The 17198-nt window shown below is 66.2% G+C and carries 17 protein-coding genes; 12 read left to right on the top strand and 5 right to left on the bottom strand.

Going from position 1 to position 17198, the window contains the following annotated elements:
- Positions 1 to 9 precede the first annotated feature (9 nt).
- From AMYBE_RS0133840 to AMYBE_RS0133815, 6 genes are read left to right on the top strand one after another with little or no spacing between them, the layout of a single operon-like run.
- Positions 10 to 594 carry an ABC transporter ATP-binding protein gene (locus tag AMYBE_RS0133840; protein ID WP_034289646.1) on the top strand — a complete coding sequence of 195 codons (585 nt, stop codon included), beginning with the start codon at positions 10 to 12 and terminating at the stop codon, positions 592 to 594.
- Entirely contained in the window at positions 591 to 1775 is a 1185-nt protein-coding gene (locus AMYBE_RS0133835; RefSeq protein WP_020663826.1) for a hypothetical protein, read from the top strand. Before AMYBE_RS0133840 ends, AMYBE_RS0133835 begins: the two co-directional genes overlap by 4 nt.
- Before the next feature lie 16 nt (positions 1776 to 1791).
- Complete coding sequence (locus AMYBE_RS0133830) at positions 1792 to 2292, top strand: P-loop NTPase family protein (RefSeq protein ID WP_020663825.1); 501 nt, start codon at positions 1792 to 1794, stop codon at positions 2290 to 2292.
- A 54-nt stretch (positions 2293 to 2346) separates the two neighbouring features.
- On the top strand, positions 2347 to 2811 hold the full coding sequence (locus AMYBE_RS0133825) for an FxsA family protein (RefSeq protein ID WP_020663824.1): 465 nt from the start codon (positions 2347 to 2349) through the stop codon (positions 2809 to 2811).
- Between the two features lie 28 nt (positions 2812 to 2839).
- Positions 2840 to 3268 (top strand): very short patch repair endonuclease, encoded by a 429-nt coding sequence (locus AMYBE_RS0133820; RefSeq protein ID WP_027928287.1) that lies wholly within the window; start codon positions 2840 to 2842, stop codon positions 3266 to 3268.
- A 9-nt stretch (positions 3269 to 3277) separates the two neighbouring features.
- Positions 3278 to 4405, top strand: coding sequence for a DNA cytosine methyltransferase (locus AMYBE_RS0133815; protein ID WP_020663822.1), 1128 nt, complete (start codon positions 3278 to 3280; stop codon positions 4403 to 4405).
- Between the two features lie 21 nt (positions 4406 to 4426).
- On the opposite strand, the gene AMYBE_RS0133810 is transcribed toward AMYBE_RS0133815, so the two are convergent.
- A complete protein-coding gene (locus tag AMYBE_RS0133810; protein ID WP_020663821.1) occupies positions 4427 to 5512 on the bottom strand; it encodes a DNA cytosine methyltransferase in 1086 nt (361 codons plus the stop codon).
- A gap of 276 nt (positions 5513 to 5788) precedes the next feature.
- Here AMYBE_RS0133810 and AMYBE_RS0133805 point away from each other — a divergent pair, with 276 nt between their 5' ends.
- Genes AMYBE_RS0133805 through AMYBE_RS45250 form a run of 5 tightly spaced genes read left to right on the top strand, consistent with a single transcriptional unit; the run spans position 5789 to position 12990 of the window.
- Positions 5789 to 8359, top strand: a complete 2571-nt coding sequence (locus tag AMYBE_RS0133805) for a Z1 domain-containing protein (protein WP_020663820.1) — start codon at positions 5789 to 5791, stop codon at positions 8357 to 8359.
- Positions 8359 to 9360 carry a PD-(D/E)XK motif protein gene (locus AMYBE_RS0133800; protein ID WP_027928286.1) on the top strand — a complete coding sequence of 334 codons (1002 nt, stop codon included), beginning with the start codon at positions 8359 to 8361 and terminating at the stop codon, positions 9358 to 9360. The genes AMYBE_RS0133805 and AMYBE_RS0133800 overlap by 1 nt, the downstream gene beginning before the upstream one ends.
- The gene (locus tag AMYBE_RS45255) at positions 9357 to 11303 is read left to right on the top strand and encodes a hypothetical protein (protein ID WP_154676383.1); all 1947 of its coding nucleotides are present in this window, start codon (positions 9357 to 9359) and stop codon (positions 11301 to 11303) included. Before AMYBE_RS0133800 ends, AMYBE_RS45255 begins: the two co-directional genes overlap by 4 nt.
- Positions 11300 to 12196 carry a hypothetical protein gene (locus AMYBE_RS45930; RefSeq protein WP_211226887.1) on the top strand — a complete coding sequence of 299 codons (897 nt, stop codon included), beginning with the start codon at positions 11300 to 11302 and terminating at the stop codon, positions 12194 to 12196. Before AMYBE_RS45255 ends, AMYBE_RS45930 begins: the two co-directional genes overlap by 4 nt.
- The gene (locus tag AMYBE_RS45250; RefSeq protein ID WP_154676382.1) at positions 12196 to 12990 is read left to right on the top strand and encodes a DUF6339 family protein; all 795 of its coding nucleotides are present in this window, start codon (positions 12196 to 12198) and stop codon (positions 12988 to 12990) included. Before AMYBE_RS45930 ends, AMYBE_RS45250 begins: the two co-directional genes overlap by 1 nt.
- Here the strand turns inward: AMYBE_RS45250 and AMYBE_RS0133775 are convergent.
- Both AMYBE_RS0133775 and AMYBE_RS0133770 read right to left on the bottom strand, forming a co-directional pair.
- Positions 12987 to 13586 carry an SCP2 sterol-binding domain-containing protein gene (locus AMYBE_RS0133775; protein WP_020663814.1) on the bottom strand — a complete coding sequence of 200 codons (600 nt, stop codon included), beginning with the start codon at positions 13584 to 13586 and terminating at the stop codon, positions 12987 to 12989. The genes AMYBE_RS45250 and AMYBE_RS0133775 overlap by 4 nt on opposite strands.
- A 3-nt stretch (positions 13587 to 13589) precedes the next feature.
- Complete coding sequence (locus AMYBE_RS0133770) at positions 13590 to 14234, bottom strand: SCP2 sterol-binding domain-containing protein (protein ID WP_020663813.1); 645 nt, start codon at positions 14232 to 14234, stop codon at positions 13590 to 13592.
- 119 nt (positions 14235 to 14353) lie between these two features.
- On the opposite strand from AMYBE_RS0133770, the gene AMYBE_RS0133765 reads away from it, so the two are divergent.
- On the top strand, positions 14354 to 15013 hold the full coding sequence (locus tag AMYBE_RS0133765) for a TetR/AcrR family transcriptional regulator (protein ID WP_027928285.1): 660 nt from the start codon (positions 14354 to 14356) through the stop codon (positions 15011 to 15013).
- Here AMYBE_RS0133765 and AMYBE_RS0133760 read toward each other — a convergent pair.
- Together AMYBE_RS0133760 and AMYBE_RS0133755 are read right to left on the bottom strand one after the other, a co-directional pair.
- A complete protein-coding gene (locus AMYBE_RS0133760; RefSeq protein WP_020663811.1) occupies positions 15002 to 15838 on the bottom strand; it encodes a MaoC/PaaZ C-terminal domain-containing protein in 837 nt (278 codons plus the stop codon). The genes AMYBE_RS0133765 and AMYBE_RS0133760 overlap by 12 nt on opposite strands.
- Before the next feature lies 1 nt (position 15839).
- Entirely contained in the window at positions 15840 to 17174 is a 1335-nt protein-coding gene (locus AMYBE_RS0133755) for a 3-oxoacyl-ACP reductase (RefSeq protein WP_020663810.1), read from the bottom strand.
- Positions 17175 to 17198 lie beyond the last annotated feature (24 nt).

Raw genomic sequence — 17198 nt, 5'->3', positions numbered from 1 at the left:
GGGGGTTTCGTGCTTGTCACCACCCAAGACCTGGGGATCATCGCCGGGGATACCGAGTTGTTCAGCGGGCTCGACCTGGCCGTGGACGCGGGCGAATGCCTGGTCGTCCGCGGCGCGAACGGGGCGGGCAAATCGACCCTGCTGCGCTGCCTGTACGGGACCCAAGTGCCCACATCCGGTTCCGTGACGATCTGCGGCGGACCGCCCGACGAGCGGTCCGCCGCTTTCCGTCGCCGGGTCTCGGTGCTGCTCGACGATTCCGCGCTGTTCGACGAACTCACCCCGCGCCAGCATCTGGACCTGCTGCGCAGTTCCTTCGGCGGCGAACTGGCCGACGGCCCGATCCCCGCACCCGAGGTGCCCGCGGCGCAGCTGTCCGCCGGCCAGCGCCGTCGGCTGCTGCTGCATGCCGCGGTCGCCCGTCCGCACGAGGTGCTGCTGCTGGACGAGCCGGAACGCGCGCTCGACGCGGAGGGCCGGGAGTGGCTGTCCACCCTGGTCAAGACGAGCGTCGGCCGCGGTGCGGCGGTGATCGTCGCGAGTCATCACCCGCCGCTGGCGGACGAGGTCGCGGACTACCTGGTGGACCTGTGAAGCGGCCGGACCTGGTCCTGGCCCTGGTCATCGCGGTCGGGCTGCTGGGATCGCCGTTCTACAACACCGAACTGGTGCGCGGCCAGCTGATCGGCAGTGCCCCGGTCGGCGCTTCCGGCAGCCTGCTCGTACTGTGCACCGGCCTCGCCCTGGCTTGGCGCGCGACGCTGCGCCGCGGCTACCTGTGGGCCCACCCAGCCACGCTGACCTGGAACGACTTCAACGGCCAGCGGCCCGCCGCGCTCACCCAACGGCTGGTGCTGGACTGGGCCGCCCGATTCGCGACCGCCGGGTATTTCTTCGCTGTTTCCGGGATGCTCATCGGCTTCCCCAGCTCATTCGCCGGCCCGATCGCGCTTGTCGTGGTCATCGCCGCATTGGCCCTGGCGCTGGGCCGCCGCCGCCCGTTCCCCGGCGAATCCCTGCTGCCGCTGACTCTCGCACTGCCGCTGATCGTTCCACTGTGGACATACCTGGTAGCCGCCGCTCTCGCCGCTGTGCCACTGGCCTGGTCCGCTTCGTTGCCGCACATGGTTACGCGGCCCACTCTGATCCGGCACCACGCCGAACGGATGGTGCGCCGGACTTCTGCGGCTTTCCTGGACGTCTGGGCGTTGCTCCCGGCTGGCCGCCCGGTGCCCTGGCGGAACGCGCTCGCCAGCCGGTTCGTCGTCACCCGATACGTCCTCACCGGAGTCCTCGCCCGGCGCGCCGCACTCGGCCTGCCGGTCTTCCTGGCCCTAGCCGTGGTCGCCACCCATGCGACCTTCCCGGCCCTCACCTCGGTCTGGCTGATCGGCATCGGCGGCTACCTTGGCCTGCTGCCGTTCACCGCCCCGATCGCGCAGCTGCATCGCGTGCCCGGGCTGCGCCGCTGGCTGGACGCGTCCGATCTGCACCTGCACTCCGTGACCTGCGCGTTCCTGTGCGTACTCGCGCTGGCCTGGACCGGGATCGTGCTGCTGCTCGGCATCCCGGCGACGATCGGCGCGGTCGTGGCGGCGCTGGTCGCCGCGCTGGCCGCGGTGCGCTCGGTGACCCGGGGCCCGCTGGACTTCAGCTCGATGGGCCTGGTGCTGTACGAAGGCGTCCTGATCCCGGCCGGCCTGGTGCGGCAGCTGGTCCGCGGACCGGACCTGCTGCTCACCGGCTTAATCGCGGCGAGTCTTCTGCCGGTCTAGCCCTAGGCTGGGGCGAATGGGGAGACGCATCCTGGTCACCGGCTGCTCCGGAGCCGGAAAATCGACCCTGGCCCGCGCGATCGGCGCGGCGCTCGACCTGCCGGTCACCCATCTGGACCGGCTGTACTGGCGTCCCGGCTGGGTGCCGAACTCGGACGAGGACTTCCGAACCGCGGTCGCCAAGGCGGCCAGCGCGGACAACTGGGTGATCGACGGCAACTACAGCAAGACCTTCGACCTGCGCCTGCCGTTCGCCGACACCGTCGTCTTCCTGGACCCGTCCCGCTACGTCTGCCTGTACCGCGCGGTGCGCCGCCTGGCGCGCGAGTGGGGCCAGGAGACCCAGGCGGCGGGATGCGTGTCGAAAGTCGATGCCGAGTTCGTCCAGTGGATCTGGAACTACCGCCGTGACCGCCGCGCGCGGACGCTGGCGCGGATCAGCGCCGACGCCCCCACCGCGCGACACGTGCTGCTGCGGACCTCGCGTGAGGTCGACGCCTTCCTGAAGGACCTGTGACCTGCAGTTATTCTCCTCCGGGAGCAAAAACGCACCGTCGCGCGTTCTCTAGACATGGCTGTCGTGTTCCTGCTCTACGTCATCGCTGAGGTCGCCGCCGTGTGGGCGGTCGGCTCGCTCGTCGGCGTGCTCGGCACGATCGGTCTGCTGGTAGCGGGCGCGGTCGTGGGCTCGTGGCTTGCCCGGCGGGAGGGCGGGAAGGCGATGCGCGCGTTCATGGGCGCGGCGCAATCCGGCCGCAACCCGGAGAAAGAGCTGACGGACGGCATGCTCGTCGGGCTCGGCGGCGTACTGATCATGCTGCCCGGTTTCGTCAGCGACGTGTTCGGGCTGCTGTTCCTGCTCCCGCCGACCCGCGCGGTGGCCCGGCGGATCTGGCTGCGCCGCGCCGAAAAGCGCGCCATCCGGTACGCGAATCAGCGGCGCGGCCCGGTGATGGTGGTGGACAGCGAGGTGGTCACGGAGGAACCGCGGCCGGCGCAGCACCGGGTGATCGAAGGCCACGTCGTCGAAGGCTGAATCGTCGAGGGGTAAGCCGCGGGCCACAATGACTGCCGTGGAGCGTCTGGAAACGACATCCGCGGTGAGTGCCCGCATGAGCAAGCAGAAGTCCCGGGACACCGGGATCGAAATGGCGCTGCGCAAGGTCCTGCACGCCGCCGGGTTCCGCTATCGGGTGCACCGTCGTCCGGTCAAGGGCGTCCGCCGCGAGGCCGACCTGGTGTTCGGGCCGGCCCGCGTCGCCGTTTTCGTGGACGGCTGCTTCTGGCACGGCTGCCCGGAACACGGCACCTGGCCGAAGAACAACGCGGATTATTGGCGCACCAAGATCGAAACCAACCGCCTCCGCGACGCGAACACCGACGCGGTACTGCTGGAGGCGGGCTGGCTCGCGGTGCGCATCTGGGAACACGAACCAGCGGATATCGCCGCCTCGCGGGTGATCGAAACCGTCCGGCAACGCCGCCCCCATTAATGTGACCCCATGCCTGTACCGGGTCAGCCCACCGCCGCGGAGTTCTTCGCCGGAATCGGTCTCGTGCGCCTCGGCCTGGAACCGGCCGGGTTCGACGTCGCGTGGTCCAACGACATCGAACCGGCGAAGCAGGCGATGTACCAGGCGCACTTCCGCGACCAGGGCGCTCACCAGTACGTACTGGGCGATGTCGGCAAGGTGCGCGGCACCGATCTGCCCGCCGACCTCAGCCTGGCCTGGGCCTCGTTCCCGTGCACTGACCTGTCGCTGGCCGGGTGGCGCCGCGGTCTGGCCGGCTCGCACTCGTCGACCTTCTGGGAATTCACCCGCATCCTGGCCGAACTGGGCTCCGCACGGCCGCCGGTGGTCGCCCTGGAAAACGTCGTCGGCCTCGCCACCAGCCACGGCGGCAACGATCTGCGCGCAGCGATCGTGGAACTCAACCGCCTCGGCTACTCCGCCGACGTCCTCACCCTCGACGCCCGCCGCTTCGTGCCCCAGTCCCGGCCCCGGCTGTTCATAGTCGGCGCCCAGAACCCGCCCCCGGACTCGCCCACCCCCTCGCCACTGCGCCCGGACTGGCTGCGCCCGGACCCGTCCCTGCGGACCCACCGGGCCGCACTGCCCGCCCCTCCGCCGCCGTTGGCCACCGGCCTATCGGACCTGGTGGAACGCCTGTCCGCCACCGACGAACGCTGGTGGAACGACCTGCGCACCGCAGCGTTCATCGGCTCCCTGTCCCCACTACAGTTGGAGCGGCTGACGCAGCTCAAGTCCGGAAAGAAACTGGTGCACCGCACCGCCTACCGCCGGACCCGCAACGGAAAACCGGTGTGGGAAGTCCGCCCGGACGACATCTCCGGCTGCCTCCGCACCGCGCGCGGCGGATCGTCCAAACAGGCCGTGGTGCAGGCCGGCCGCGGCGCGGTCCGGGTGCGCTGGATGACGCCACGCGAGTACGCCCGCCTGATGGGAGCGGGGGAGTACGCGCTGGACGGGCTCCGGAACAACCAGGCGCTGTTCGGGTTCGGGGACGCGGTGTGCGTGCCGGTGGTGCGGTGGCTTTCGGAGAACTACCTGATGCCGTTGGCTCGCGGGGAGATGCTTGGAAAGGCGAGGCTGGAAGCCACTGGCTAGTCCAAACCGGCTAGTCGAAGGTTAATCGGCGTCTTTCATCAACCCGTCAACACCGGCACGTGTGGCTTGCCAGCTCTCTTCCACACACCAGTCCAGCATCGCCACATCTGCCTGCTTGCCGAGCGCCGCGGCAAGAACATGCGTAGCGAGCCGTGGCGGGATCGCGTTCCCGATTTGCTGGGCAACGTCCCGACCCGCCCACGGATAGTCCGGAGGGAATGTCTGCAGCTTGCCGGCTTCCTCGTCGGTGAACCGGTCCGGCTTGTTGCGCGGCCTGCCGACCAGCCGATTACGGGAAACTTTGCCGGTCACAGTGAACGCGGGCTGGTCCGACTGCCGTCTCCCGCGGTCTTTCGGGTTTCCCCCAGTGCCATAGTTGGACACGACGGTGAACCGATCTGACCAACCCAGCGCCTCACCCATGCTCTTCCATGGCAGAAGCCGCTGATCGCCATCGGCGCGGTCCTGCCCTTTGCGGTATCGGCGATGGGTAGGCCTCGGCAGTTTCGCCGGTTCACCGTGCCGCGCGATGAGAATCGCGCGGCGTCTGGTCTGCGGAACCCCGTAATCTTCGGTATGCAGGATACCGCAGTCAACTCCGTAACCACGGCTTTCAAGCACCCGCGCGAACGCCTGCCACACCGGGAGCACTGCGGGCACCTGCTCCAACACGATCGCGTCGTACGGCTGGCCCGCTTCGATAGCCCACCGCAAAGGCTGGAGGACTAGGCCGGTGCGCACATCGTCGAGCAGTGCCAGGTCGTCAGTGACATCCTCGTCCCTGGCCATCGCATCGACGAACGACAGCACTTGGTCGAGCGCGCGTCGACCAGCACCGTTGCCTGCGACGGTGTACGTCTGGCATGGCGGACCTCCGCTCAGAATGCGGGCCATCGGGTAGTCGGCTGGTTTGGCAAGCCGAACGTCGCCTTCGTCGGTGTGCAGATTGGCTGCGGCGCGGGTAGCACAGGCGTCCGGGTCCCACTCGATGCCCGCGACGGACACGCCCAGCCAGTGCGCGGCGACATCAAGGCCGCCTGGACCGGCGAAGAGATCCACCATCTCGATCTGCGCACGCAGCGGCGATGGCGGCTGTCCGTCGGTCATGGGATGCGATTCTATAAGGAGCGACCCTGGGACGGACGCGAACACCCATTCGACACGCCAGTTCGACCTATCGCCCTCCGTGATGAATTCGTGACCAAGTGGGGTAACGGAGGCGGCCGTCCACGCGACGTGAGTGATCGTGGAGAGCGGCCGCGGCAGGTTTTCCCCTCTTGGCCAAGGGGCCTTCGCGCGATGCACTGACGAGGCAGCCGACGTGCCCCTACTCTGGGCAAGACGGCGAGGGCACCCCAGACTGGACATGCAGATGGAGGACCGGTGACCAACGAGTTCGACCAGCAGTACTCGGCGTTCCTCGACCTGGTGGACTCCGGCACTCCTGAAAGCGCGCTGAAGAAGATGGAGCTGTTCGGCGCGACCGAGGATTTGCTGCTGAGGATCGCGGACCGGCACGAACACGAGACGATCAGGATCAGGGAGCGGGAGGAGCCGCGCAGCGTCGTCCTCGGCAATCGGTTCACCTGGTACACCGGTCCTCGTCCACGGGACAAGTACTGGCCCGCGCTCGAGGAGATGCTGCGGAAGTCCGGATGGTCGAGCGAGAGCCTCGCCGATCTCGACGACGCATCCACCAAGGTCGTTTCCCTCTTGAGCCATCCGCAGGAGCGGCAGTTCTCGACCAAGGGACTCGTTGTCGGCTACGTACAGTCTGGGAAGACCACGAATTTCACGGCGGTTACGGCGAAGGCGGCCGACCGCGGATACAAACTCTTCATCGTTCTCGCTGGTATCCACAACGGCTTGCGCCGGCAGACACAACTACGCCTTGTGCAGCAGCTCGTAAACCCCAATCGGTCACGTTGGCTCCAGCTAACCGATCCAGACAAGGACTTCACACCACCTGCCAACGCAGCCGCGTACCTGGCCAGGAACAACAAACAGCATGTCCTGTGCGTGATCAAAAAGAACCCGCGTGTGCTAGAGAAGTTCTCAGCGTGGCTAGAGACAGCCGCCGAATATCTGTCCGACTGCCCAGCTCTTATCATCGACGATGAAGCCGATCAGGCAACGGTCGCTACCGACAAAATCAACCCGCTGATCTGCGAGATCCTCAACCGCCTGCCAAAGTCTGGATACATCGGGTACACCGCGACGCCCTTCGCCAACCTGCTCATCGACCCTGCCGCCAAGGATCTCTACCCGGAGCACTTCATCGTTAACCTGCCCAAGCCTCAGGGCCACTTCGGTACCGAAGTACTCTTCGGACGCGAAGTCATGGACGGCGAGGATCCCGAGGACGTGCCTGCGGGATATGACATGATTCGAGAGGTCCCAAGGCATGAAGTAGACCTCGTACGCCCGAGCTCACGAGCGGACACAGACGGGTTTCATCCGGTAATTTCCGACAGCCTCCGCGGCGCGATCTTGTACTTCTGGCTGTCGACCGCAGCACGTCGAGTGCGCAAGACCGGGAATCCGCACTCGACAATGCTGATACACACCAGCGTCAACACCGCTGTGCACAACAGCTTCAAATTCCCGCTGAGCGAACTTCGGGATGACAGCGAAACGCTGCTCCGCTCCGGAGACCCAGAGTTGCGCGAGGAGCTGCGACAGATTTGGGATCATGAAGCCGCGAGGGTACCCGCAGAGCAGTTCAGCGAGCAGAAGGTCGCATTCGAGGAGCTGGAGCAGGCGCTGCCCGATGTCCTGCGCGACTGCCGAATCATCATGGATAACTCGGGAAGCAAAGATCGCCTGGACTACGAGAATGGCCCAGTCGTCGCGATTGCGGTAGGCGGCAACACGTTGTCTCGCGGGCTTACGCTCGAAGGTCTCGCCGTCAGTTTCTTCGTGCGTGCCGTGTCCGCATACGACACTCTGCTCCAGATGGGCCGGTGGTTCGGCTTTCGGAACGGCTATGCCGATTTGCCGAGAATCTGGATGACTGACGAGCTGCGCGACTGGTTCCGCCACATCGCGACCGTCGAGAGCGAGATGCGCCGAGACATTGACGTGTATCTGGTCGAAGACAAGACTCCGATGACATTCGCCGTACGCCTGCGCACCCATCCCTCGCTTCGTGTCACCGCAGCGGCCAAGATGACGAACGCGGTGCCATCCGCGTCGGCGTACGGTGGCCAGCGAGTTCAAACTCGGTACTTCAGCACCGACCGTGATTGGCTGCGAGCCAACCAGGCGGCGGCACGCACATTGGTCGAGAAATCATCGACCGAAGGCCGTGAAGACCAGAATGTCCGCTCGCAAGACAAACTGATCCGGGGCGTTCCGCACGACTTGATCGTCGAGTTCTTGAGCAACTACTGCTTCCACAAGAAGTCGCAGGAGTGCAACTCGCGTCTGCTGACTGATTACATCGCGAAGCGCATCTCCATGTCTGGCGCGCTCCGGGACTGGAATGTCGCACTTATCGGCGGTTCCGCGGGCGAAGAAGCACCAAATACCTTCACCTTCGCGAACGAATACACAGTCCGCATGGTCACCCGCTCCGCCCTTAACGGAGCTGACCCCGCTGTTGTCGACATAAAAACACTGATGAGTCGCAGAGATGCGGCAATCGATCTTGATACGTCCGGGGTCAAAGGCGAGCTGACTGAGGACAAAATCAAAGCGCTCCGCCACGAACAAAGCCCGACCACCGCGCTGCTCGCACTATATGCGATCGACAAGAACTCAGAACCCTCCGCCCACCGCAAGGACAACCGGCGGGCTCTGAACGCAGCAGAGGACGTGATCGGCGTCGGCCTCGTCTTCCCCGCCCCGTCGGCTGACGATTCGACCGTGGAGTGGGAGTACGTCGCGACCGATCTGGCCAAGGTTCGTATCGAGGAGGAAGATCTGAGCGCTCTCGACGCGGTGGACGCCTGATGACCGAGTCGCTCCGGAAGGTCGTCGACGACCATTGGACGCGCCTCGAGGAAGAAGGGACGTCAGGACCTGATCACGTTCGGACCTCCGAACTTCCGGTAACGACCCCGTCCGGTGCAGTTCTTGCGGCAGTAGATCACATGGGCAATCGGCACGTCCTCGTGCCATTGACCGCCAATCAACACGTCCGAATAGACCGTGGCGGCACAGCGCTCGCCGTCCGTGAGCGCCCGCTCGAGAACGGTGATACCTACGAGCGTTACGCAGATCTCGGCTGTCTTCGGAGGGACCTGGACGAGGTTTTCACCGGCCTGGTCTCGGATGTGCTCGCCGCAGTTGAGATCGCACCCGAGCGTCCGCTCAAAGCGTTCTACACTGTACTGAACCGCTGGCGCGACCTATTCCGGCATGCACCCGCACCGTTGGGCGTCGGTCAGCTCGCCGGGCTGTTCGGCGAGCTGATCGTGCTCAACGAGTTGCTGGCCGAACAGAGCACCGCGGTCGACTTCTGGACAGGCCCGTCGGGCAGCCGACACGATTTCGCGGTCGGGTCACACAGCATCGAGGTGAAGACCTCGACAGCTGACCGGAACCGGACTGTCCGAATACACGGGATCAACCAACTCCAACCGCCTGCTCACGGGAGTCTCGACCTGGTGTGGATCCGGCTGGAGCGCGTCCCGGAGCGAGGCATGACCCTCGCTGAACTCGTCGGGAAGACCCGACAGGCCAGCGATGACGACACTGGTCTTCTGTTCAAACTCGCCGAGGCGGGCTACCTGCCCGCAGACGCCGGCCGGTACCACGACATACGCTTCGAAATCCGGGAGCAGCGGTGGTACGAAGTGCACGAAGAATTTCCCCGGATCGACCCGCATGTGGTGCCCCCCGACGTCGCTGACCTCGAATACACCTTGGACCTCTCTGGCCAACGTCCCGCGGTCGTCGACCTGGACGGAATCCGCGGTCGGGTTCATCGCATCACCGAGGAGAACGCGTGACCGATGCTTCTTGGCACTCCCAACGATTTCCGCCAGAAGGGGCGAGCGCGGCGGAAGGCATCCGCAATCAACTCGGCCGTCCCGAGCTTGATCTGCTGACTGTACTGGTACGAGAATCGGCACAAAACAGCTGGGACGCCCGTGCGGACGGGGCCACTGTCGACTACCGCCTAGACCTACGAGTCGTGGGCGCGGCACACGCGCATGCCTGGCGGGAACTACTCGCCCGCCGATTGCCTGCGCCCGAGAACCTGCCACTGCGAAAGTCGCTCACGGGACCATCCATTCGTATCTTGACTGTGTCGGACCGCGGCACGACTGGGCTGGGCGGACCCACCCGAGCAGATAACGCGGTCGTGGAGAACCATGACTTCGTTTCCTTTGTCCGAAATATTGGCGAACCACGCGACACTGAACTCGGCGGCGGCACCTACGGTTTCGGCAAAGGGGTTTTCTACCTCCTGAGCCGGCCAGGAACCGTGCTCGTGCACACGCGGTGCCGAGTCGAGACCGGATACGAAACCCGTTTAATAGGATGCGCTCTCTGGAAAAGCTACGCGGAAGGCGAAGGGCTGTGCGGGCACCGATTCACTGGTCGCCACTGGTGGGGAGCTCCCTCTCCGGACGGTGTAGTCGAACCGCTCGTCAATGTCGAGGCCGATGAAGCGGCAGAACAGCTGGGCCTACGCCAGTTCGGCCCCGATGAGACCGGTACGACCATCGTAGTCATCGATCCCGATCTGGGTGACCGCACGAATGAGGAAGCGGGCGATTACCTGGCCGACACGATCGCGTGGAACCTCTGGCCGAAAATGCTCGCAGAGCCCAATCGAAATCCTCCCATGAGATTTTCGGTACAGTGCGACGGAATCACCATCGCAGTCCCGGACCCGCGCGAGACCAGCCCGCTGGACATGTTCGTCGCCGCCTACGAAGCAATGCGCTCACAGGACGCGCGTTCGATCGAGTGCCGCAAACCGAGAGCCAAGCTCGGGCAACTGGGGCTCGTGAAACGGTTCCTGCCGCCCTTCGATGAAACAGCCGCAGGTACGGCGTCAGGTATCGGAACTACCGTGCACCACGTTTGCCTGATGCGCACAGCCGAACTGGTCGTGACATATTACGAGGGGCCAAAGCCTGCGGCCGAGTACGTCTCCTACGCGGGAGTCTTCCGTTCGGACACGGCACTCGACAGCACATTCGCTGCGTCGGAACCTCCGACGCACGACGCGTGGCACTGGCAGTCCCTCGACGGTTGGGACAAGACCTTCGTCAAGACCACCTTCACCAGGATCCGGGAATCAGTGGAAGAGCTAGTCGAGCTCGACGGTCGCGTCCGCGCTAGCTCTTCAGAGATCGCGTTAGGCGCCGCCAGCCGCGCGTTCTCCGACCTGGTAGCAGGCTCCTGGGGAAGCGGCGGTGCATCGGACTACCGAACGGCGTTCAGGCCCGTATCGCCGACTCAGGAGCCGGTCGCATCGCAGCACACCGGCGACCTCTATGGCTCGACAACGACCAGTGGCTCGACCGCCGAGCCAGTCCTGCGCGACAAGAGCAACGACACCCATCCGATCGCCTTGCGCCCGAGCCCATCAAGCAGCCGGCGAGCGCGCGTCGAGTACGTCGATGCTCCCTACTACGAGATACGCGCCGGACACCTGGTCCTCATCCAGGCTTTCCGGATCTCCACTCCCGGCGTACACCGATGCGTCGCGGAGCTCGGGGTGACGCTAGCGGGCACCAGCGGTCGCGAAACCGATCCTCCGCGTGGGGCAGACGAACCGGAGTTCTTCGGCTGGGAGGGACCGGACGGGACACTGCACCGAGCTCCGGCGCTGTCACTCGATGGTGACGGCAAAACATGGCGAGTCCTTGTTCGGCCCGCACCGGACACGATGACCGAGATCACGGTGGTTACTGAACGCGCGGAGGTTACCTCGTGAGCAGGCAGGCACCGCCATACCGTCTCGCCGCTGCGGACTCGGTAGTGGCCGGACCTTGGCAGTGGCTGATCGACGACGTACCCGTCGAATTGCCAACCGCTCTGAGCGACTGGGACTATCGAATGGATCTACCAGTGCGGCGACAGATCAGAGTCGACGTGGACCTCGTACGCCGAGCTACTGGTCTGCCTCCGTCCGCCAAACTCACCCTCGCGATGGTGTGGACCGCCACTGGCTCGGGACTTAAAGCAGCAGGATCTCGGATTCCGCTGCCCGAGACGGGCACTGTCGAAGTCAAGCTCGACGCACTGTTGTCCGGGGACCAGCTTGGCGGCGTGCTAGAACTGGAGACCTCGTTGGTCCTCGCGGAGTACTGCGACTCCGGGGCGTTGGCCTCCGCTCGTCGGGCCGGGTCGGTACTGTGGGCAGATCACTACAGCACTCGGCTCCAGGGCGACGCGCCCCTCTTCCCAATAGCGGTGGTCGACTTCTCGAAGACCCAGTATCCCGAAGACGCTGGCTGGCACCTCCAGGTCGGCGGCGGCCTAGAGACAGCCACCATGGGAGCGCTGCTGCTACTGGTGAACGAGCGGAAAAAAGTTGTAGTGGATGCGCTGCGCAACGCCGCCAAGCCGAAACCAGTCGACCGCGTGGTGTTGTCGACAGTCCACGCGGACGTCGCCCGCACTTTGGTCGAATACGCGTTGCATGAGCCTGACTTCGATTTAGCCGCCGACTACGGCGAGGACAGCATGGGCAGCACCCTGCAGAGTCTGATTGCGCGACTGTTTGCCGAACAGAGCGTGGCTCACCTGCGCCGTACCCAGCAGCAGTCTCCAGCCACATTCGCCACCGAGTTGCAGCACGCCGTTCGTATTCTGGAGGAGAACTGATGAGTGTTCTCTACCCACGTTTACTACCCCGCGAGGCGCATAACCTCTACGGAGAGTACAAGACCTTGTCGATCGAAGACCTCATGCAGCACGTGAGTTTTCGACACGACGCCGCTGTTTACGCGGCTACCGGTGGGGATCGCGTACCGGAGACGGATCTGAAACGACTGCGCCAGGCCGTGGTAGATGTTGCACGAGTGGCAGGCTTCCCTGATAAAACGACGACGAGCGCTCGAACCGAATTCGACCGTGCAGTCGGCGAACTGCTCCATCGGACTACCGGTCTGGCTCCGGCTGAGGCAGCAGCCAGGGACATCTGGGTGTTCCTCGCTCTCATACTAATGCCCGACATTTCGTTCTGGCGGTTCGAGAGCCGGACCGACGAGCGGTTTCTCGCCAAGGACCTGACGCGCCACGTTTTTGGCCGTCTCTGGTGGCGTGCGCATCTGGTCCACGATCCGGCGAGCGCCACTCCGTACGCAGCACTACATATCCTGGGAGAAGGAGCTTTCGACCAAATCTACGCTCGGCGACGCACGCTTGGCGGCAGTCCTCAGCTTGTCCGCGCCATCCTCTACGTGTGGAACGAGATCGACACCAGCGGATTGAACGAGACGGACCTTTTGAAGGACTTCCTCAAACGCTTGCTGCGACTCGGTGCATTCATGTCCTTCGAGACGCTTGAGAACGAACAGCTTGAGGCAGAGATCCGACGAGCAGCTCACGACTCGGTGCACGCTTTTCGGGCCGAGAGACTGCCTCGACACACGCGCGGTCGAACTGCGGTCAGCTAAGCCGACCCGCTGGGCTTGGGAATGTCGAAGTACCCCGACAACCGGACCGCCGGTGCGTACTCCCCCTTGACCTTCACCTTCCCGGTCACGAACATCGCCGCCACCGCGGCGTTGCCGGTCGCCATCCGGATGAAATCCTCTACCGCCACCGTGATGGTGGTGTCCGGCGTCCGGGCCAGGTCGGTGCTCGACACGCACAGCCCGTCCTCGATCACCGTCTGGTAGCGGTCGAACTCCTCGTCGGTGCCGGTGGGGAAGCGCCAGGAGACCACGACGTCCACGTGCCGGGCCCGTTCCGGCCGGAAGTGTTCCGACATTCGCCGGAAGATCTCGTCCAGGAACACCGCGCGCAGCTCGGCGTGGTCGGCGATGCCTTTCAGCTGCTCACGCGACGCGGCCGCGACCACGTCGACCAGCGACTGCGTGGTCAGCGACGGGATTTCGATGCCGGCCCCCGCCTCGCCCAGCATGTGCAGCGTCTCCAGGACCCGCACGAACTGCTCCGGGGTCAGCTTGCCCACCACGAGCGTCCGGGCGAACCCGTTGACCGCGTGCTCGCCGGGCGGGTGCGCGGCTCGCGAGCGTCTGCGCACCATGACTCAGGCCGGGCGGGGCAGGTCGAAGTGGCCAACCAGGCCGGCCGCGAACGCGAGGTCGCCCTTGACCTTGAGTTTTCCGGTCACGAACAGCACCGCGGGCGTCGCCTGGTGGGTGATGATGCGGAAGAAGTCCACAGGGGAAAGCGTAATCGTCACCCGGGGTTTCTCGCGCATTTCGCGGGACACCGTGCAGGTCCCTTCGGCAAGGACCGTCTCGTAGCGGTCGTAACCGCCGTCGCCGATGCCGCCGGACAGTCGCCAGTGGACTACCGCGTGCAGCGAACGCGCACGGATATGCGCGCCCATGCGCTCGAAGATCTCGTCCAGCACCCGCTCACGCAACGGCCGCTCGGCGACGACCGCCTCTAGCTGCGCCCGCGACGCGCGTGCGACGAGCGTGGCGAACTTCGCCGGGTCGACCTTCGCCAGCGAGAACGCCGGCACCTCCTCGGACAGCCGCAGCAGAGCCGCCAGCAGCCGGTTCATGTCGGCGCGGCCCAGCTCGCGCGGGTCGATGGCGTCGGCGACCGCGTTCACGTCGAGCGCGCTCGCGTCGACTGCTTCGGTGCGATCCAGCGCGTCCAGCAGCGCGGCTCCGCGCAGGCTGGCCAGGTCAGCGCTGGTCGCCTCCGGGTTGTCCGCCATCAGTTACCCCTTCCGGAACTTTCCGACCTAAGGCTACCGGCGAGTAGGTAGCCCGGCAAGCAACGCCTCCCCCCTGGTGCCAGGTACCGTCCAGGCCAGTGAGAGGGAGGAATCCGCACGTGCCCGACGAAGAACAGCGCCCACCCGAGCGAGCCCGCCGGCTCCCGAGGGCGGTGCGTGAACGCCAGATCCTGGACGCCGCGGTGCGGGTGTTCTCCCAGCACGGCTACCACTCGGCGTCGATGGACGAGATCTCCGAGGTCGCGGGCGTTTCCAAGCCGATGATCTACACCTACCTCGGCTCGAAGGAAGACCTTTTCGGCAAGTGCATCCAGCGCGAGGCGACCCGGCTGCTGGAAGCGATCCAGGCCGGCGTGCACGCCGACCTGCCGCCGGACATGCAGCTCTGGCACGGCCTGCGCTCGTTCTACCGGTTCGTCGCCGAATACCGCGAGTCCTGGACCGTGCTGCACCGCCAAGCGCTGACCGTCGGCGGCACGTTTGCCGAGGAGATCACCGCGATGCGCACGCGGGCGATCGAACTGGTCGCCGCGCTCGTGGTGGCCGCGGGCACCCGCAAGGGACTCGGCGAGCAGACCGAGTTCTCCGGCCCCGGGCTGGCCGCGGCGCTGGTCGGCGCGGCGGAATCGCTGGCCGACTGGGCACTTGACCACCCGGAGATCTCCGACGGAGTGCTCGCGTCCTGGCTGATGAACCTGGTCTGGCTCGGGTTCAACGACCTCGTGGAGGGGCAGGTCTGGAAGCCCTCAGAGGGCTGAGACCACCCCGTCCAGATGCGGTTTCGGCTTCCGTGCGTGCCACAGCTCGAACGCCCAGCCATCCGCGGTCTGCCAGGCCGTGAAGGCGGCGCGGGCGGGCAGCAGCACCGGCTGCTTGAACCGCACCGTCACCGTGTACGCGTCCGGCAGGCGGCCCTCCAGCGACGCCAGTGCGTGCGCCTTCGTCCACATGCCGTGCGCGATCGCCTTCGGGAAGCCGAACATCCGCGCGGTCAGCGGGTGCAGGTGGATCGGGTTGCGGTCGCCGGACACCTCCGCGTACCGGCGGCCGATGTCGCCCGGGATGGCCCACAGCGCGGTCGGCGTCGGCGGCGTCAGTTGGGTGCGCGCCGCCGGGGCCGAGCCGGAACCCGACCGGTGCAGATAAGTCGACACCTCGGTCCACACCACCTCGGTGCCGGCCCGTGCCTCGCTCACCATGTCGAACTGGCGGCCCTTTTCGTGCGGGCGCAGGTTTTCCGCGCGGACGCTCACCCGGAACGTCTCGCCGAGGCGCAGCGGACGGTGCTGAGTGATCCGGTTTTCCACGTGCACCAAGCCGAGCAGCGGGAACGGAAAGTCCGGCTCGGTCATCAACGCCATCTGCAGCCCGAACACCAGCATGTGCGGATACGTCACCGGCAGCTCGTCCGAAAACCGGAATCCGCAGACCTCGTTGTAGGCCGCGACGTGCTCCGGGTCGACCACGACCTCCGGGCGCACCAGTTCCGTCGCGGGCAGCGTCGAACCGCCGCCCCGGCGAAGCAGAGCCTTCGGGTAGAGCGTCGCCAAGCTCGGCGCGCTCGTCAGTTCGCGAACGGCCATGTCACGCTCCCAGCAGCGCCTGGCCGCACACGCGGACCAGGTTCCCGTTGACCGCAGCCGACGCCGGGTTCGCGTACCAGGCAATGGTTTCCGCGACGTCTACCGGCAGGCCGCCCTGGCCGAGGCTGGACAGCCGCCGTCCGGCCTCGCGGATGAACAGCGGCACCGCGGCGGTCATCTTGGTCTCGATGAACCCGGGGGCGACCGCGTTGATCGTGCCGCCGTACTCCGCGAGCTGCGGCGCACCGACATTGACCATCCCGATTACGCCCGCCTTCGACGTCGCGTAGTTCGTCTGGCCCACGTTGCCCGCGATGCCGGCGATCGAGGAGACCCCGATGATCCGCCCGTTCTCGCGCAGGATCTTGTCGCCGAGCAGTTTGTCGTTCACCGCGAGCTGCGAAGCGAGGTTCACTGCGATCACCGAGTCCCAGCCGCCCTCGGCCATGTTGCCGAGCGTCTTGTCCCGGGTGATGCCCGCGTTGTGCACGACCACGTCCACGCCGCCGTGCCGCTCGGTGAGGTACTCGGCGAGCTTGGCCGGCGCGTCGGCCGCGGTGATGTCCAGCTGCAACGCCGAACCACCGATCCGGTTCGCCACCGCGGACAGATCGCTGCCCTGCGCGGGGATGTCCAGCGCCACGACGTGCGCCCCATCGCGGGCCAACGTCTCCGCGATCGCCTCGCCGATGCCCCGCGACGCACCGGTGACCAGCGCGACCTTGCCGTCCAGCGGCTTGTCCCAGTTCGCCGGCGCGGGCGCGGACTTCGCGTGCGTGCCGACGCGGATCACCTGTCCGTCGACGAACGCCGACTTCGCGGACAGCAGGAATCGCAGCGTCGACTCGGCGGCTTCCTCCGCGCCTTCGGCCACGTAAACCAGCTGCGCCGTCGCGCCCCGCTTGAGCTCCTTGCCGACCGAACGGACGAAGCCCTCCAGCGCGCGCTGGGCGATCCGCTCGCGTCCCTCGGCCAGCTCCGGCGGCGTGCCGAGCACGAGCACCCGCCCGGACGGCCCGATCTTGCGGATCACCGGGTGGAAGAACCGGTACACCTCGCGAAGCTGCCCCGGGTCCTTGATGCCGGTGGCGTCGAAGACCAGCGCCGCCTGCCGATCAGCGGCCGCGCTGAGCACCTCGATGCCGGCGTCGGTGAGCTGCGCGCGGACGGTCTTCTCCAGCCGTCCGCCAGGCGCGGCGCCGAGAAGTGCGGGACCCTCGAGTGCGGGCTGGCCGGGACGGTACCGGCGCAGCGTCGCGGGATTGGGCAGGCCGAGCTTCGGCACTACGAACTTCCCCAACGGGGTTTTCGTGAACTGCTGGTACCTGTCCGCCATCACGTGCCTCCCGTGCAGTCTGCG

This window comes from Amycolatopsis benzoatilytica AK 16/65 (genome assembly GCF_000383915.1).
GTDB classification, from domain to species: Bacteria; Actinomycetota; Actinomycetes; order Mycobacteriales; family Pseudonocardiaceae; genus Amycolatopsis; species Amycolatopsis benzoatilytica.
This window is presented reverse-complemented; position numbering and strand designations above follow the sequence as displayed.

Coding starts and splice junctions, on each gene's coding strand:
- AMYBE_RS0133810 (WP_020663821.1), bottom strand. CDS start 5,512: ATGACCGACGGACAGCCGCCATCGCCGCTGCGTGCGCAGATCGAGATG.
- AMYBE_RS0133815 (WP_020663822.1), top strand. CDS start 3,278: ATGCCTGTACCGGGTCAGCCCACCGCCGCGGAGTTCTTCGCCGGAATC.
- AMYBE_RS0133760 (WP_020663811.1), bottom strand. CDS start 15,838: ATGGCCGTTCGCGAACTGACGAGCGCGCCGAGCTTGGCGACGCTCTAC.
- AMYBE_RS0133770 (WP_020663813.1), bottom strand. CDS start 14,234: ATGGCGGACAACCCGGAGGCGACCAGCGCTGACCTGGCCAGCCTGCGC.
- AMYBE_RS0133820 (WP_027928287.1), top strand. CDS start 2,840: ATGACTGCCGTGGAGCGTCTGGAAACGACATCCGCGGTGAGTGCCCGC.
- AMYBE_RS45250 (WP_154676382.1), top strand. CDS start 12,196: ATGAGTGTTCTCTACCCACGTTTACTACCCCGCGAGGCGCATAACCTC.
- AMYBE_RS0133830 (WP_020663825.1), top strand. CDS start 1,792: ATGGGGAGACGCATCCTGGTCACCGGCTGCTCCGGAGCCGGAAAATCG.
- AMYBE_RS0133775 (WP_020663814.1), bottom strand. CDS start 13,586: ATGGTGCGCAGACGCTCGCGAGCCGCGCACCCGCCCGGCGAGCACGCG.
- AMYBE_RS0133825 (WP_020663824.1), top strand. CDS start 2,347: ATGGCTGTCGTGTTCCTGCTCTACGTCATCGCTGAGGTCGCCGCCGTG.
- AMYBE_RS0133800 (WP_027928286.1), top strand. CDS start 8,359: ATGACCGAGTCGCTCCGGAAGGTCGTCGACGACCATTGGACGCGCCTC.
- AMYBE_RS0133755 (WP_020663810.1), bottom strand. CDS start 17,174: ATGGCGGACAGGTACCAGCAGTTCACGAAAACCCCGTTGGGGAAGTTC.